Origin of the sequence: Lysobacter sp. 1R34A (assembly GCF_051217035.1) — a bacterium.
GTDB lineage: Bacteria > Pseudomonadota > Gammaproteobacteria > Xanthomonadales > Xanthomonadaceae > Lysobacter.
This window is the reverse complement of record NZ_JBPKJP010000001.1, coordinates 101,595-117,011: the sequence shown is the minus strand read 5'-3', so window position 1 is coordinate 117,011 and position 15,417 is coordinate 101,595. Positions and strand designations below refer to the sequence as shown.

Annotated in this window: 8 protein-coding genes; all 8 read left to right on the top strand. The window is 69.5% G+C overall.

What is annotated here, in order from left to right; translation table 11 throughout:
• The first annotated feature begins 15 nt into the window (after positions 1 to 15).
• From ACSAMQ_RS00445 to ACSAMQ_RS00410, 8 genes are read left to right on the top strand one after another with little or no spacing between them, the layout of a single operon-like run.
• A complete protein-coding gene (locus tag ACSAMQ_RS00445; RefSeq protein WP_435393739.1) occupies positions 16 to 969 on the top strand; it encodes an IPT/TIG domain-containing protein in 954 nt (317 codons plus the stop codon).
• A gap of 35 nt (positions 970 to 1,004) precedes the next feature.
• A complete protein-coding gene (locus ACSAMQ_RS00440; protein WP_435393738.1) occupies positions 1,005 to 3,488 on the top strand; it encodes a vWA domain-containing protein in 2,484 nt (827 codons plus the stop codon).
• A gap of 24 nt (positions 3,489 to 3,512) precedes the next feature.
• The gene (locus tag ACSAMQ_RS00435) at positions 3,513 to 5,585 is read left to right on the top strand and encodes a hypothetical protein (RefSeq protein WP_435393737.1); all 2,073 of its coding nucleotides are present in this window, start codon (positions 3,513 to 3,515) and stop codon (positions 5,583 to 5,585) included.
• A gap of 9 nt (positions 5,586 to 5,594) precedes the next feature.
• Positions 5,595 to 7,664 carry an ATP-binding protein gene (locus tag ACSAMQ_RS00430; protein WP_435393736.1) on the top strand — a complete coding sequence of 690 codons (2,070 nt, stop codon included), beginning with the start codon at positions 5,595 to 5,597 and terminating at the stop codon, positions 7,662 to 7,664.
• Positions 7,665 to 7,666: 2 nt separating this feature from the next.
• Entirely contained in the window at positions 7,667 to 10,798 is a 3,132-nt protein-coding gene (locus ACSAMQ_RS00425) for a phage tail protein (RefSeq protein WP_435393735.1), read from the top strand.
• A gap of 26 nt (positions 10,799 to 10,824) precedes the next feature.
• Positions 10,825 to 11,289: a DUF6882 domain-containing protein gene (locus tag ACSAMQ_RS00420; protein ID WP_435393734.1), complete on the top strand. Its 465-nt coding sequence runs from the start codon at positions 10,825 to 10,827 to the stop codon at positions 11,287 to 11,289.
• Positions 11,286 to 13,967 (top strand): glycosyltransferase, encoded by a 2,682-nt coding sequence (locus tag ACSAMQ_RS00415; protein ID WP_435393733.1) that lies wholly within the window; start codon positions 11,286 to 11,288, stop codon positions 13,965 to 13,967. Before ACSAMQ_RS00420 ends, ACSAMQ_RS00415 begins: the two co-directional genes overlap by 4 nt.
• Positions 13,964 to 15,370 (top strand): methyltransferase domain-containing protein, encoded by a 1,407-nt coding sequence (locus ACSAMQ_RS00410; RefSeq protein WP_435393732.1) that lies wholly within the window; start codon positions 13,964 to 13,966, stop codon positions 15,368 to 15,370. The genes ACSAMQ_RS00415 and ACSAMQ_RS00410 overlap by 4 nt, the downstream gene beginning before the upstream one ends.
• Positions 15,371 to 15,417: the final 47 nt, after the last annotated feature.

The following is a 15,417-nucleotide window of genomic DNA, read 5'->3' as shown; positions in this document are numbered from 1 at the left end:
CTCAGGAGAACTTCCATGGCACTTCCCTCACAGGTACAGCCCGGCGATGTGGTGTCGTCGGACCTGATCAACGCGATCCTGGATGCGCTCGCGCAACTGCAGGGCGGCCCCGGAGGCGGCACCCAGACGGTGCCGAACCTGTTCGGCTCGCTGCTGAGCGAGGCCCGCGCGATCCTGCTGCAACCCGGGCGCCAGCTCACCCTGGGCTTTACCCTCGACGTCGCCGGCGCAGCGGTCGATCCGCTCGCCGCGGCCAACGCCAACCTGGTGGTGCTCAACCAGAGCCCTCCGGCGCAGCTGCGCGTGGCGCCCGGCACGCCGATCAACCTGGTGGTGTCGCGCGCCGCCGGCAGCGTGCCGAATCCGGGCAACCAGCCGCCGACCATCTCGCGCACCGAAACCGTCAGCGGCGTGGCCTCGACCAGCTTCGCGGTGAATACGCCGCTGGCGATCGTCGGCACCAACTTCAGCGCTACCGCGGCGCAGAACACGGTGACCTTCAACAATATTCCGGCGGCCTCGGTGAACCCCGACCCGGCCGACCCGACCCGGCGCCTGCTGGTGGTGGTGCCGGCCGGCATTCCCGGCGCGCCCGCGACCGGCGGTGCGCCGCCCTTGCCCGGGGTCACGGTCCGCATCGTGACGCCGAACGGCACGCCGGCGACGACCCAGATCACCGTCACCGCACCGGTCGCGGCGCAGCCGACGATCAGCAACGTCGCGCCGTCCGCCCAGCTCGAAGGCAACAACATCACCATCACCGGCACCAATTTCACCGCCGCCGCGCAAGTGCGCATCCGCGGCACCAGCGCGGCGATCGTCAGCGCCAACGCCACCACCATCGTCGCCACCGTCCCCAACTTCCCCGACATCCCGCAGGGTCCCGTGGTCTCGGCGACCGTGATCGTCTCGGTCCCAGGTTTCAGCGACATCGCATACACCGGCACCTTCAACGTAGTGGGCGCCTGAACCAGGAGAGTTCCATGACACGCATGACACGTCCTATGCGTTTTCCCCGCGCCGCGTCTTGGCTGGTCGGCGGACTGCTGGCGATCGGCTCGTCCGCCGCGTGGGCCCAGACCCTGACCTTGCAGGTGCCTTCGCGCGGGCCCAGTCCGCCCACCATGCAGACCGCGATGTCGGCGATCGAGTTCGACGCCGCCTCGATCGGAGGCGGCTCGACGATTTCCGTCGACGGCACCAGCATCGCGGTCGCCGACGCCGGTTGCGCCGGGGTGGCCTGCAAGGCGGTCGGGGTCAGCCCGACCGGCGACATCGCCACGGTGACCCGCATCAGCGGCACTCAGCGCGCGCGCCTCGACATCAGCTACAAAAGCGTGTTCCCGGGCAACTTCTGCGCGCCGACCATCGGCCCGGGCGGCCTGTCGATCACCCTGGAACTCACCGGCTTCACCTTCGGCGCCGGAAAGGGCTATCGCATCACCAGTTTCATGGCGCCCTCGGATGCGTCCTGCGACGTGGCCTATGTGCGGGTGCCGACCAGCCGGCCGTCGATTTCCGGCGCCGGCGTCGCTTATATCGGCCGCCTGCCGCTCAACATCGTGCTGGTGCTCGACAAGTCGCCGAGCATGGACTGGGTCATTCCCGGTTCGCCGGACAAGCGCTGGGACCGGCTGAAATCTTCGGTGCAGCTGTTCGCCTCGGTCTGGGACGCGGTCGGCGCGCCGCCACCGCCGGCGACGGTCTCCTCCGAAGGCCATGCCGACGACAGGCTCGGCATGGTCCTGTTCGGCGGCACCGCAGTCGAATCGCCGCTCGACGGCGCCAATTTCTTCAAGCAGCGGCAAGCGATCCCCGCGCCCTGGGCCGGCCCGGTCGCGGCCGGCCTGGCCGACGACAGCTACATCGGCGGTACCTCGATCGGCGCCGGCACGACGATGGGACGCGCGCGCCTGGTTCCGGTCGAACAACTGGTCGGCGACACCGCCATCGTGCTGTTCACCGATGGCGAGCAGAACAACCCGCCGTGCATCTCGCGCCAGGGCGAGGTCTTGGCGCCGGTCGAAAAGCCCTATCCGGGCAAGCCGCCGGGCACCACCTACCTGGACAAATGCGCGGTCGCCGCGGCGATGCCGAGCAGCGCGCTGCTGACCTTGAACGGCGGCATCCTCGCCCGCGACGTGTTGCCGCGCGGCCCGGTCTTCACCATCGGCCTCGGCGAAGGCGGCATGGCCGCGAGCGCCGAGCTGCTCGACGAAATCGCCGGCGAAACCGCCGGCCGTTCGGCGTTCCCGAACAACGGCGTGGCGATGGACAACAGCTTCGTCGACAACCTGGTCACCCACCTCAAGGGCGGCACGGTGTCGCTGCTGGACCGCACCCTGGGCGAGCTGGCCGCCGGCACGCCGGCGTCGACGCCGTTCGGCTTCATCGTCGATCCCTCGCTGACCCGCGTCACCTTCGTGCTCAGTTGGGAAGGCAGCGCACGTGAGGCCGGGCTGGAGATCCGCCGCCCCGACGGGACCATGACCACCGCCATCCATAACGCCGCCGGGCCGAACTTCCGCGTCGCGACCGTCAATATTCCGCAAGCCGGCCCGGCCGGCGACTGGAAGGTCATGGTGCGCCAGTTCGGCACCGCCGGCCTCAAGTACCAGCTCTCGGCCTACGGCGTGGAAAGCCGCTTCGGCGCGCGCGTGACCGAAACGCCGCGCCTCGGCACCGCCAGCCCGATCGGCGTCGTCGCCGAAGTCGGCTGGGACCACGGCCCGCTCGCCGACCTGCCGGCCGGCGCGATCCGCGCGATCATCGAACGTCCCGGCGCCAACCTCGGCACTTTGCTGCACGACGCCGGCGCCCAGGCCATCGCCGGCGAGGTCCGCAACGATACCTCGCCGCTGTCGATGAAACTCGACCAGTTGATCCGCAATGCCGGCCTGCTCGACAAGATCGAACCCAGGCCGGTCGGCGAAGCGATCGAGCTCAAGCATGTCGGCAACGGCCGCTACGAAGGCAAGTTCGACGCCACCAACGTCGGCGGCCGCTATCGCATCCGCATCGAGTACGACTGGAACGACCCGCGCACCGGCACGATCCGCCGCCGCGACCTGGCCGAGCGCCAGGTGCCGGTGATCCCGACCGCCAAGGACTCCGCGGTACGGGTGCAACGCGAGCCGCGCAGCGAAAATGCGTTGATCGTGATCACACCGCGCGACCAGTTCGGCAACTATGTCGGTCCCGGGCATGAGGGCGGTTTCAACGTCAAGATCGACGCCGGCACGATCGCCGGCGCGCCGGTCGACCACGGCCTCACCGGCGAATACACGATCAAGGTAGGCGGACTCGCACCGGGCGACGACCCCAAGGTCAGCATCGTGTTCGCCGACCAGACCCTGCGCGACGGCCCGTTGTCGAGCCTAGGCACCGGCACCGAGCCGCCCTCGCACGAGCCGTGGTGGAAGCGCTGGTGGTGGCTGATCCTGATCCTGGTGTTGCTGGTGCTGTTCCTGCTGTTGCGGCGCAAGTAAGCGCCGCGACCCGCCGAGGCCCGCATGCTCCGACCGGACACGCGCCGCGAACCGAACCGACTGCGCAGCGTCAGGCTGCGCAGTGCGGAGCGCGACACGCTGCGGGCCCGGCAGAGCCTGGAACGGGCCTTGGCGGCGGTCGACTGGAGCCTGAGCGAACTGCCGCCGAATGCGTTGCTGCTGGTGCGCAGGCTGCGGGCCGGGCCTCATGCCACCGCTGCGTTCGGCGCGCAGGTGTCGCAAGCCCTGCGCGAGCAGCAACGCAAGGCGAAACGTCCCTGGCGCGACGACGGCGCCGCGACCGCCGAGGCGGTCTGGTTCGACGACGGCGAACTCGCCGCCTGCCTGGTGCGCGACTGGTTGCGCGGCCATGTCTCGCAACGCTGGTGGTGGCGCACCGTGCTGGGGCGTGCCGCGGTGGACGAATGGCTCCGCGAACAGGTGCTCGACGACGGCCGGCAGGTCGCGACTACGCTGAGCCTGTTGGCGCCGGGCGGCGACGCCGCGGCCTGGCTGTCGCGCTTGCACGACGGCGACGCGCGGCGCGGCTTGAATGCGCTGGCGCGGGATTACCAGGCGCCGCTGGCTTTGCTGTCCGGTCATGCGTTTCAAACGGCGGATCCGGGAGACGGCATCGACGCTGCGGCTCCGGACTCGCAACAAGCATTGCCTCCAGCGCCTGCGACGGCTGCCGCGCCCCCCGATCACCGCGCCAGACCAGCGGCCTGCGCCTCGCGTCGCGACGCAGCTCGCCTGCTCGCGGCGATGCCCGAGTTGCGCAATGAGGCCTTGCGGCCGACGACGGTCCGCCTGCTCGCGTTCGCCCTGGCCGCGACGCGCGAACCCGGCTGGCTGCGCAGCGCCGACTTCGCCGATGCGGTCACGGCGTGGACGCAGTCCCGATCCGCTGCTGCGCCGAAAAAGCCGAGACCTGCGCCACCGGGGGCTGCGCCGCTGGCCCATCCGCAGCGCAGCCGCCCGACGCGGCCGGCGGCAGCCATCGTCCTCGACACAGCGCTCGTGTCATCCGTTGAAGCCATCGCGGCGACGACGGCCGCCAAGCCGCAGATCGGTTTGGAACCATCGGCGGCGTCACCGCCCGGCCCGTCGCTGCCGCCCGAAGTCGCCCCGGCCGCCAAGCGCAGCAAGCGCAGCCCCACAGCGGCGCCGCACGGCAGGCGATCTCGGGTCCGCGCCACCGGCGACGCTGCAGCGACCGCTCACACGACCGCGGCAGCAAGCGACGCGCGCGGAACTGAAACGCCCACCGAAATACCGGCTTTCGATACCGCCACCGCCACCGACGCCGAGCCCGCCGACACCACGCCGCAACCGATCTTCAACCTCGGCGACGGCGTGCGCATCGACAGCGACTACGGCGGCCTGCCGTATCTGCTCAACGCCGCCCTCGTCCTGGAGCTGTACGGCGATTTCACCATGCCGCGCGCACGCGGCCTGGCCTTGTCGCCGTGGAACTGGTTGGCGCTGGTCGGCGAGGCTTGGTTCGGCGCGTCGCTCCGCCGCGACCCGTTGTGGCGGCTGCTGGCCGATCTGGCCGGCCGCAAACCGCAGCAAGCGCCGGCGCACGATTTCGTCGCACCGCGCGATTGGGCCATCGACGCAGCCTGGCTGCAGCCCTGGGACGAGGTCGATGCGCTCGGTTACCGCGCCGGACCGCGACGGTTGCGGCTGTGGCATCCGCAAGGCTTCGTGCTCGCCGACCTGCCCCGCTCGCCCGCATCGGCTCCGTCCGCACAGGCCGCCGCCTGGTGCGCCCAACGCGCCGGCTTGAGCCCGGCCCGGCTCGTCCGCCTCGCGCGCGCGCCGGCGCCCTCGCCGCGCCAGCGCAACCGCCGCTGGCTGCATTACCTGCTCGCCTATCTGGAAGCGCGTCTGGCGCGCGCACTCGGCGTCGACACCGCCGAGGTTCCTGCGCTGGTCTGCCGTCACCGAGCGCAGTTGCACTGCAATCTCGTCGACGTCGAGGTGCGCCTGTCGCTGGAGGCGCTGCCGCTGAGCCTGCGCCTGGCCGGGCTCGACCGCGACCCCGGCTGGATCCCGGCCGCCGGCCGCAGCGTCCGTTTCCGTTTCGCCTGAGGGCCGCGCATGAACGCCTTCCTCGCTCCGACCGCCACCGCCTTCGCCGGCACGCCGTTCACCGCGCCCGCGCATCTCAAGCTGGCGCTGTACGGGGTAGTGGCGAGCATCGCCGAGGCCTGCACCGACGGCGACATCGACGACGCCGTGCAGGCCTATCCCTTCCTCGCCGATTACCTCGAGGAGATCGAGCGCGAAGTCGGCGCCGGCCCATCGCTGTCGACACGCTGGCAGTCCGCGCTGAGCGAATGGGAAGGCCGCGCCGCCGCCCAGGCGCATCGTCTGCCGCTGTCGGCGCTGCGCCGCGCCGGCCTGAACCCCCTCGACGTCGAACTGCTGCTGGCGATCGGCCTGATCGAGGAAGACCCGCGTTTCGGCCTGGTGTTCGAGCAGGCGCAGCGCCGCGACCAGCGGCCGAGCTTCGGCCTGCTGATGGCCTGGTGGCGCGAGCGCGGCGACGGCGACGATCGCATCGACGAGGTGCGCAAGTCGCTGCAAAGCCTGATCGAACACGGCCTGGTGCAGCTGTCGAACCCGGAAGCGCCGCGCCCGGACTGGACCCCGAACGTGACCCTGGCGGTGTGGGACGGCCTGCGCGGCGAACTCGGCTCGACCCGCTGGCTGCGCCACGTCGCCCACGCGCAACTGCCGCGCTTGAGCGATTACGTCTTCCCCATCGCCAGCCTCGGCGGCCAGGCCATCCTCGATGCGCTGCATACCGGCGCCTGCGCGCCGGCGCTGCTGATCCGCGGCCCGATCCACAACGGCCGCAAGACCCTCGCCGGCGCACTCGCCCATACGCTCGGCAAGGGCGTGCTGGTCGCCAGCGAAGCGGTGTTCGAAGATGAGGCTCGTTGGCGTCTGTTCGGCACCCTGGCGGCGATGCTCGACGCGCTGCCGGTGGTCGAAGCCGACTCCTCGCCTGGCGAGACCCGGCGCCTGGCGCCGCTGCCGCTGGTCGACACGGCCTTGTTCGTGGTCACCGGGCGCCATGGCGCCTGGGCCTGCGAAGACCGCCGGCCGATGCTCGATATCGAGTTGCCCCTGCCCGGCCCGGCACAACGGCAACGCCATTGGGCGGCCTGCTTGCCCGAACCATCGGCGCAGACCCTGGCCGAGCTGTCCGGGCGCATGCGATTGTCGAGCGGCCACGTGCGCCAGGTCGCGGCGGCGGCGAACGCGTTCGCCCGCCTGGCCCAGCGCGAGCGCCCGCAGTACGACGACCTGCGCCGCGCTTGCCGCAGCTTGCAGACCGCACGCCTGGAGACCCTGGCCACGCGCCTGCAGGCGGCCGGCTCGCTCGACGACCTGATCGTCGACGACGCCACCCGCGAAGAGATCGACGCGCTGGCCACGCGCTGCCGTTGGCGCGAACCGCTGGCGAGCGGCTCGGCCGAGGTGGCGATGCACGGAGTCGGCGTACGCGCCCTGTTCGCCGGCGCCAGCGGCACCGGCAAGACCCTGGCCGCGCGCCTGCTGGCCGCCGAACTCGGCAAGGACGTCTACCGCATCGACCTGTCGGCGACGGTCAACAAATACCTCGGCGAGACCGAGAAAAACCTCGACCAGGCCTTGAGCGCGGCCGAAGAACTCGACGTGGTGCTGCTGCTCGACGAAGGCGACGCGCTGATGGCCAACCGCACCGAGGTCGGCTCCTCGCACGACCGCTACGCCAACCTGGAAACCAATTTCCTGCTGCAACGCATCGAGTCGTTCGAAGGCATCCTGCTGGTCACCAGCAATGCCGCCGACCGCATCGACCGCGCCTTCGCCCGGCGCATGGACGTGGTGATCAACTTCCGCGCCCCCGACGCCTGGCGGCGTTACGAGATTCTGCGCCTGCACCTGGGCAGCGATGCGTGCGACGAAAACTGGCTGCAGGACGCCGCCAGCCGCTGCGCCCTCAGCGGCGGCCAGTGGCGCAACGTGGTCATGCATGCGCGCCTGCTCGCCCTGCAGAGCGGCAACGGCATCGCCGCGGCGCACCTGCAGGCGGCGCTGACCCGCGAGTACCGCAAAATCGGCGCGAACTGCCCGATGCGCGCGCTCGATCCCCCGCGCGGCGGCCCCGGACACTGACCGTGGCCGTCGCGCGCGCCGCCAAACGGGCCAACCCGCGCAACGACCCGCGCTACAAGCGCGTGGTCGACAAGCTCAACGCCGACAGCCGCAAGCTCAAGCAGCATCCGCCGCCGTCGCGCAAGTCCGACGAGTCCGGCAAGGCCGCCAAGGGTCCGGCCAACGAAAAAGCCGCGGGCGCGCGCGCCAAGCAGGTCGACCAACTCGAAGAGGCCGAGACGCCGAAGCCGCAGACCGCGAGCTTCCTGTCGATCCTGCGCGCCGAAATCGCCAAGGTCATGCCCAAGACGCTCGGCGACACCGAGAAGTTCATGAAGGGCGGCACCGGCAACCAGATCAAGGGCTCGCTCAAGGGCGAGGTCGGCAACCAGAAGGAAGCCGCCACCGGCGATCTCAAGCAGACCTCCAACGCGCCGCCGTCGGAGGCCGGGGTCCCGGCCAAGCCGGTCACGCCGATCCCGCCCGAACCCGGCGTGCCGCCGCCGCAGGTCGACGCCGCCGCCGCGATGCCCGCGCCGAAGGCCGCCGCCGAGATCTCGCTGGAAGACAGCAAGACCGAAGTCGCCGACGCCAAGAAATCGACCAAGCAGACCGACACCCGGCTCAAGAACGCCAACGACCCGCGCTTCTCGGCGGTGATGGCCGCCGAGAAGGCGGTCCAGAAGGATTCCGATGCAGGTCCCGGCAAGTACCGCGGCAAGGAAGGCGCGACCCTGGCCAAGGCCGCCGGACAGGCCAAGACGGTGGCCGGCAAAGGCGTCAGCAGCCTGCTCGCGGTCAAGGGCGGCAGCAAGACCAAGGTGCTGTCGAAACAGGAACAGCAGAAGGCGCGCGAAGAGCTGGAGCTGAGCAAATTCAGCAATTTCGTCGTCGCCACCTTCAACACCGCCAAGGCCGCGGTCGACAAGCGCCTGGAGAACCTGGAGACCTCGGTCAACACGATCTTCGACCAGGGCACCGACGCCGCCCTGGCGCAGATGAAAAGCTATGTCGAAGACGCGCTGTTCGATTACAAGCTCAAGCGTTATCTGCTGATGCCCGGCGGTTCGCTGCTGTGGATCAAGGACCAGATCCTCGACCTGCCGCCGGAGGTCAATCGCTTCTACGAGGCCGGGCGCAATCTGTTCACCGCGGCGATGGACGCGCTGGCGGTCAAGGTCGCCAACCTGGTCGAGCGCGAACTCGCCGCTGCCAAGGCCGAGGTCGCTCAGGCCCAGGCCAAGATCGCGGCCGCGCAGGCGGCGCTGTCGCCGGGCGTGCGTGCGCGCGGCGCCCAGCTCACCGCCGAGTACGCCGAGAAGTTCAACGAACTCAAGTCCGGCATCGAGGACAAGAAGCAGGCCCTGGCCGAGGGCCTGGCGCAGAAGTACAAGGAAGCCTTCGACAAGGCCGACGAAGCGCTCAAGGCGATCCAGGACTCCAACAAGGGCCTGGTCACCCAGGCCAAGGAGAAGATCGCCGAAGTCGCCAAGGCGCTGATGGAGTTCAAGGACAAGCTGATGGGCATCCTGCGCAAGGGCGCGGACACCATCGACCTGATCCTCGACAACCCCGGCGGCTTCCTGTCCAACCTGATCTCGGCGGTCAAGGGCGGCTTCTCGGCGTTCGCCGGCAACATCCTCGGCCACCTCAAGCGAGGCTTCGTGAAGTGGCTGTTCGGCGCGCTGGCCGGCACCGGCATCGAGGTGCCGAGCGACCTGTCGCTGGTCTCGATCCTGAAGATGGTGCTCGGCGTGCTGGGCATCACCTACGAGCGCATGCGCGCCAAGGCGGTGAAACTGCTCGGCCCGACCGCGGTGGCGGTGATCGAGAAGTTGGTCGGCTATCTGCAGACCCTGATCGGCGGCGGCCCGGCCGCGCTGTGGGAGCAGATCAAGGGCGACCTGTCCAACCTCAAGGACATGGTGATCGGCGCGATCCAGGACTGGATCGTCACCACCATCGTGCAGAAAGCGGTGGCCAAGGTCGTGTCCATGTTCAACCCGGCCGGCGCGATCATCCAGGCGATCATGATGATCGTCAACGTGGTGATGTTCGTGGTCGAGCGCGCCGCGCAGATCATGGAATTCGTCGAGTCGGTGATCAACTCGATCCACGCCATCGCCACCGGCTCGATCGGCGGCGCCATCAGCAGGGTCGAACAGGCCCTCGGCAACGCCGTGCCGATCCTGATCGGCTTCCTGGCTTCGTTGATCGGCCTGGGCGGCATCAGCGCCAAGATCAAGGGCTTCATCACCAAGGTCCAGGGCAAGGTCGACCAGGCCATCGACAAGGCGATCAAGAAGGCGGTCGCCTACATCAAGAAGCTGTTCGGGAAGTTGACTGGCGCGAGCGACACGCCCGAGCAGAAACAAAAGCGCCTGGACGAAGGCTCGGCGGCAGCTCTGGCCGCAGTCAACAAGTATTCCGGCAAGAAGGTCGGGGTAATCGTGCTCAAGCCGTTGCTGTTCGCGGTCAAGGTCCGTTATCGCTTGACCACGCTGGAACCGATCAAGCAAGGCGACAAATGGGCGATCCGGGCGGAGGTCAATCCGGTCAAGATCACTCAGACGAACGTACTCGTCGGACCGGCCGTCACCGAAGTGGAGATCGGCTACGAGTCGCACTGGCCGCTGGATGAATTCAGTTCCAAGGCGAACGCGATCAAGCGCGCGGCCGAAGGCAAGACCGCCAATCAAGCCCAGACGCTCGGGTTCGAAACCGGCAGCACGACCAAACAGAAGTCGACCAAGCCGCTGCGCCAGGGCGGGCAGGACCGCTTCCGCAGCGAAATACACGCCGCGATCGACAAGATTCCGGTCCCTGCCGAAAAAGCTGCCGCGCGCGTGCTCATGACCCAATTGCAAGCCGACCACCAGCAGGAACTGCAGATGGGAGGTACCGACACGGCCGAGAACATGGCCATGATCGAGAACCGCATGAACTCGCAACTGGGCGCGATGTTCCGCGGCCAACTCAAGAACCTCGCTCCCGACACCAAGCTCGACAAGGTGATCGTCGAAACCGCGACGGGCACCGCGCCGGCTGCCGCGCATCGTCCGAGCGGCGCGGCCGCGGCACTGCAGACGATGTTGCTCAAGCACGCGGCCAAGATCGGCTCGCCGGCGACGATCCGCGGTTGGTTCAAGCTTTGATATCAATCATCACAGGAATCGAGACCATGAACGCAGAAGATTATGAAGCCTGGGTCGAAACAGCACGCGAACAAACCCGGCAACGCATGGCCGAGGCGCAGACGCGCTACGGCCTGGGAACGTTCAAGCGCTATCAGATCGACCTGCCTACCGCGACGATCCGTTTCTACGACGAGAACGACGCCGAGCGGATCTGCGCCGACATCCAGGTCGCGGGCAGCTGGGCGCCGGAAGCGGAGTCCTGGCTATGGGGCTGGGACAACGAGTCGGTGCCCGCGTCGGCCTCGGCTCAGCTCGCCGCGGTGCGCGATCGCGGCGTACGCGAGGATATCGAGCGACTGCGCGCGTCCTTCGCGCCTTGCGACGAGGCCGAGGCCTGGTCGATGGCCTCCCTGGCCGCGAACGTGCTCGATGCCCAGTGCGTGTATCGGGCACCCGGAGCGAAGAACAAATTGTTCTTGTTGCTGATGGCGATACATACACCTCAATGAACGCCCTGTCCGCCTATCGCGGCGCTCACTCCGATGCCGATCTCGTCGTCTGCGGCTGCGGCCCTTCCCTGCTGCAGCTGCCGCAGCCGCCGCGCTACGTGACGATCGGCGTCAACGACGTCGGCCGGCTGTTCGACCCGACCTATCTGGTGGTGCTGAACCCACGCCAGCAGTTCAAGCACGACCGCTTCCGCTACGTCGAACATTCCAATGCGCAGGCCTTGTTCACCCAGATCGAACTCGGACGGGTACGTCCACCGGTGGTGCGTTTCCGCCTGGGCCAGTACGCCGGCACCGAAGCCGGTGCCGACGACGCCCTGCACTACACCCAGAACTCGCCCTATGTCGCGGTCTGCCTGGCCGCCTACATGGGTGCGCGGCGGATCGGCCTGATCGGCGTCGATTTCACCGACGACCATTTCTTCGCCGCGACCGGGCGCCATCCCCTCGCCGCCCGGCTCAAGGAAATCGATGGCCAGTACGGCAAGTTGGCCGCGGCGCTCGGTCGACGCGGTATCGAGCTGCTCAACCTCAGTGCGATCAGCCGGCTGAAATCGCTGCCGCGGGCATACATCGACGCCGCCGGCGAATGGCGGCGCGACCCCGCCGCCCTGCACTGCCTGCCCACACCCACGCCACCGGCGCTCTCGCCCACTACGGCCAGAAACCGCGCGCCCGCAAGGAGCCCCGCCATGAAAGTCGCGATCGAAAAACGCAGCGCCGGCCTGGTCGGCGATCTGTTCGAGGCCCTGGCCGGTTCGGTCGTCGCGCTCGGCCACTCGGTCAGCCGCGACCCGCGCGCGACCGCGCGAAACCCGCGGGTGCTGTCGATCGTGTGGAACGGGCGCGGCCACAGCCTGCTGGGGCCGGCCCTGTACTGCGAGCATGGCTGGCTGCCGCGCGCCGACTACCAGATCAGCCCGCGCGGCATCAACGCCGATTCGCATGCCGCGCCCTTCGTCTGGGACGGCCGGCCGCTCAGCGCCGAACAGGACGCGGCCCTCGACCGGCGTCTCGCCGCGATCAAGTCGACCGGTTTCAGCGGCTACTACCAGTACATGCAGACCAATCGCGAACATCGCATCGAGCTGCCGGCGCAATTCCTGCTGGTGCCGCTGCAGATCGAATCGGACACCAACATCATCCGCCACGCGCCCTCGTCGCTGCGCACCATGCAGGCGCTGATCGACCACGTCAGCCGGCTCGACCCGCCGTGGCCGGTGATCTTCAAGCAGCATCCGGCCGACGCGCGCACCCGCAACCGCCATCTGCGCCTGCACCTGCGGCGCAAGCAGGACCTGCTGTGGCCGCAGGCACGCGGCAACATCCACGAGATGCTGCGCAGCGGCGCCTGCCGCGGCATCCTCACCCTCAACAGCAACGTCGCCCACGACGGCTTGCTGTGGGACGTGCCGGCGATCGTGCTCGGCCGCAACGTGTGGCCGCGCAGCGGCGCGGTCAAGCCGTTCCTGACCGAAGCGCCGCGCGATTGGGCGCTGCTCGCCGACAGCGCGGCCAGCGCCGAGGCCGTCGCTTGCCGCCGCGCCTATGCGCACCATCTGATCGCCCACCAATGCAGCCTGAGCGAAGCCGGTGATCCGCAACGCGTGGCCGCGCTGCTGGACCTGGCCCTGCGCGAACGGCCGCTGGCGCCGACCGGCACGGTGATTCCGCGCGCTCAGCCGCGTGTCGCCGTGCGCAAGGCCGCGCCGATGCCTGCGCCGTCGTTGCCGACTCTCAACGTCGTCGCCGAGAACAAGGGCTGGCTGTTCGAGCACTGGAAACAGGCGCTCGCGGCGGCCGCGCCGCCGGGCTACCGCGTCGTCGCCACCCAGAAGCCCCTGCCCCAGGCCGAGGCCTGGATCTTCCTGCGCGCCCGCGAAGCCGCACGCAGCCCGGACCCGATGCGCAGCGTGGTGCAGTTGCACGACATGAGCGGTCCCGAGGCCTACCGGCGCGGCGGCGCGCGCGCCGACGTCGCCCGCTGCGGCGGCCTCGTCCTCGCCCATCCCGGTCAGCAGGCGCTCCTCGCCGCGAGCGGCATCGACCTGTCGAAACGGCAATGGATCGTGCGCCCCGTCGGCTGGGGCGAAGCCTTGCCGGCGCCGCCCAACGGCGACGCGCTGCCGGTGCTGGCCTGGATCGGCCGGCCGGCGAACCAGCAAGGCCGCGACACGAGCGGCCTGGCCGAGTTCGTCGCCGCGGTGCAACGCGTCCGCTCGCCGATGCGCGTCAAGTTGGTCGGCGAGCGCCTCGACGCGGCTGCCGCGAGCCTGCGCCGCGCCGGCATCGATTGCACCGTGCTGGGCCTGTCGCAATGTCCGCTGTCGCGCTGCGGCGAATGGATCGGCCGCTTCGACGGCGTGGTCGTGACCAGCGCCAGCGACTGCGGCCCCTGGCCGTTGTTCGATGCGGTGCGCGCCGGCGTGCCGGTCGTCGCCCCCCGGATCGGCTGGGCCGAGCAACTGCTAAGCGATGGCCGTTGCGGCCACCTGGCCGACGGCGTCGACGCGATGGCCGAGGCGATCGACGCGGTACTCGCACGACGCAGTCATTGGCGGGAGCGGCGCCTGGCCCTGCCGCCGCAATGCCCCGACTACGGCATGGCCGCCTGGGCCGAGGCCAATCTGCAGCTGGCGATCGCGCTTGCGACCGGCGGCGAGCGAGCCGTGGCATGAAGACGCCTCGGCTGCGCGTCGTGATCGCGCCACCCAAATCCGGTCCGAAGCCCAAGCCTAAGCCGCAACCGTCGGTCCGGATCAAGCCGCGCAAGGCCGGCAAGCGCAAAGGCCCGCCACCGCCTTGGTTGGCCGATCAAGCGCTGAACCTGCTGTTGGCCCAGTACGAATTCGACAGCGTGCTCGACGTCGGCTGCGGCGACGGCCTGCAGGCGCGCCATTTCGCCAGGCACGGCAAGCGCGTCACCACGATCTCGTTCGAGTCCTATGGCGCGCACCGGCCGGACTTCGTCGGCGACTTCGAGGACTTCGTCAGCGACCAACGCTACGACCTGGTCTGGTGCTCGCATGCGCTCGAACACCAGGCCAACGTGGGCCAGTTCCTGCAACGCCTGCTGAGTTTCGTCGCCCCCGGCGGACTGCTCGCGATCACCGTGCCGCCGGCGCGGCCCTATATCGTCGGCGGCCATCTCACGGTGTGGAACGCCGGGCTGCTCCTGTACAACCTGATCGTCGCCGGCGTCGACTGCCGCGAGGCCCGGCTCAAGGTCTACGGCTACAACATCTCGCTGATCGTGCGGGTGCGCCGGGCCGAGTTGCCGGTGCTGCGCCACGATATCGGCGACATCGAACGGCTCGCGCCGTTCTTCCCGATCCCGGTGCAACAGGGCTTCGACGGCCGCATCGAGGAGATCAACTGGGAGCGGCCGCGCGGCGCGGGCGCTCCGGTTAAAGCCGCGCCGGGAGCAGCGCTGGCGCCGGTGATAGAGGCCGGCACGACACTCGACCCGGCCGCGTTCCTGGCCTTGCCGGCGGCGCATGCGAGCGACCTCGACAGCCTGCTCGCGGTGACCCGCGCGCATTGCCCGAGCGGGCATGTGATGGAGTTCGGCGTGTTCCGAGGGCGCTCGCTGAGCGCCCTCGCCCGCGCCTTGCCGGAACGCCGAGTGCATGGCTTCGACACCTTCACCGGCTTGCCGATCCCCTGGCTGCGCAGTGCGGGCAGCGTCTACCCGGCCGGGCACTTCGATACCGGCGCCCTGCCCGAGGTGCCGGCGAACGCGAGTCTGTGGCCCGGCGAATTCGGCGCCAGCCTGCCAGTCTGGCTGGACGCCCACCCCGGCGCCGCCGCGCTGCTGCACATCGACTGCGATCTGTACGAATCCACGGCCACCGTGCTGAGCCTGATGGACGAACGCATCGTGCCCGGCACGGTGCTGGTGTTCGATGAGCTGTGCGACTGGACCGAGTCCGGTGTGTACCCGGCCTGGCGCGAAGGCGAATGGCGGGCCCTGCGCGAGTGGCTGCAGCGCCGCCCGCGGCGAATGCGGCTGCTGGCGCGCGGACCGAAGTTCTCCGCCGCGATCCAAGTACTCGCCGCGTCCTCCCACGCAGGCCCCTGACCATCCCCCCGAACGTCGCCGCCGCGAGCCGCGCCGGCGATCACGGA

What these genes read in the sequence shown, in the direction of transcription:
- ACSAMQ_RS00410 (WP_435393732.1), top strand. Translation starts at nt 13,964, where the DNA reads ATGAAGACGCCTCGGCTGCGCGTCGTGATCGCGCCACCCAAATCCGGT.
- ACSAMQ_RS00440 (WP_435393738.1), top strand. Translation starts at nt 1,005, where the DNA reads ATGCGTTTTCCCCGCGCCGCGTCTTGGCTGGTCGGCGGACTGCTGGCG.
- ACSAMQ_RS00435 (WP_435393737.1), top strand. Translation starts at nt 3,513, where the DNA reads ATGCTCCGACCGGACACGCGCCGCGAACCGAACCGACTGCGCAGCGTC.
- ACSAMQ_RS00445 (WP_435393739.1), top strand. Translation starts at nt 16, where the DNA reads ATGGCACTTCCCTCACAGGTACAGCCCGGCGATGTGGTGTCGTCGGAC.
- ACSAMQ_RS00420 (WP_435393734.1), top strand. Translation starts at nt 10,825, where the DNA reads ATGAACGCAGAAGATTATGAAGCCTGGGTCGAAACAGCACGCGAACAA.
- ACSAMQ_RS00430 (WP_435393736.1), top strand. Translation starts at nt 5,595, where the DNA reads ATGAACGCCTTCCTCGCTCCGACCGCCACCGCCTTCGCCGGCACGCCG.
- ACSAMQ_RS00415 (WP_435393733.1), top strand. Translation starts at nt 11,286, where the DNA reads ATGAACGCCCTGTCCGCCTATCGCGGCGCTCACTCCGATGCCGATCTC.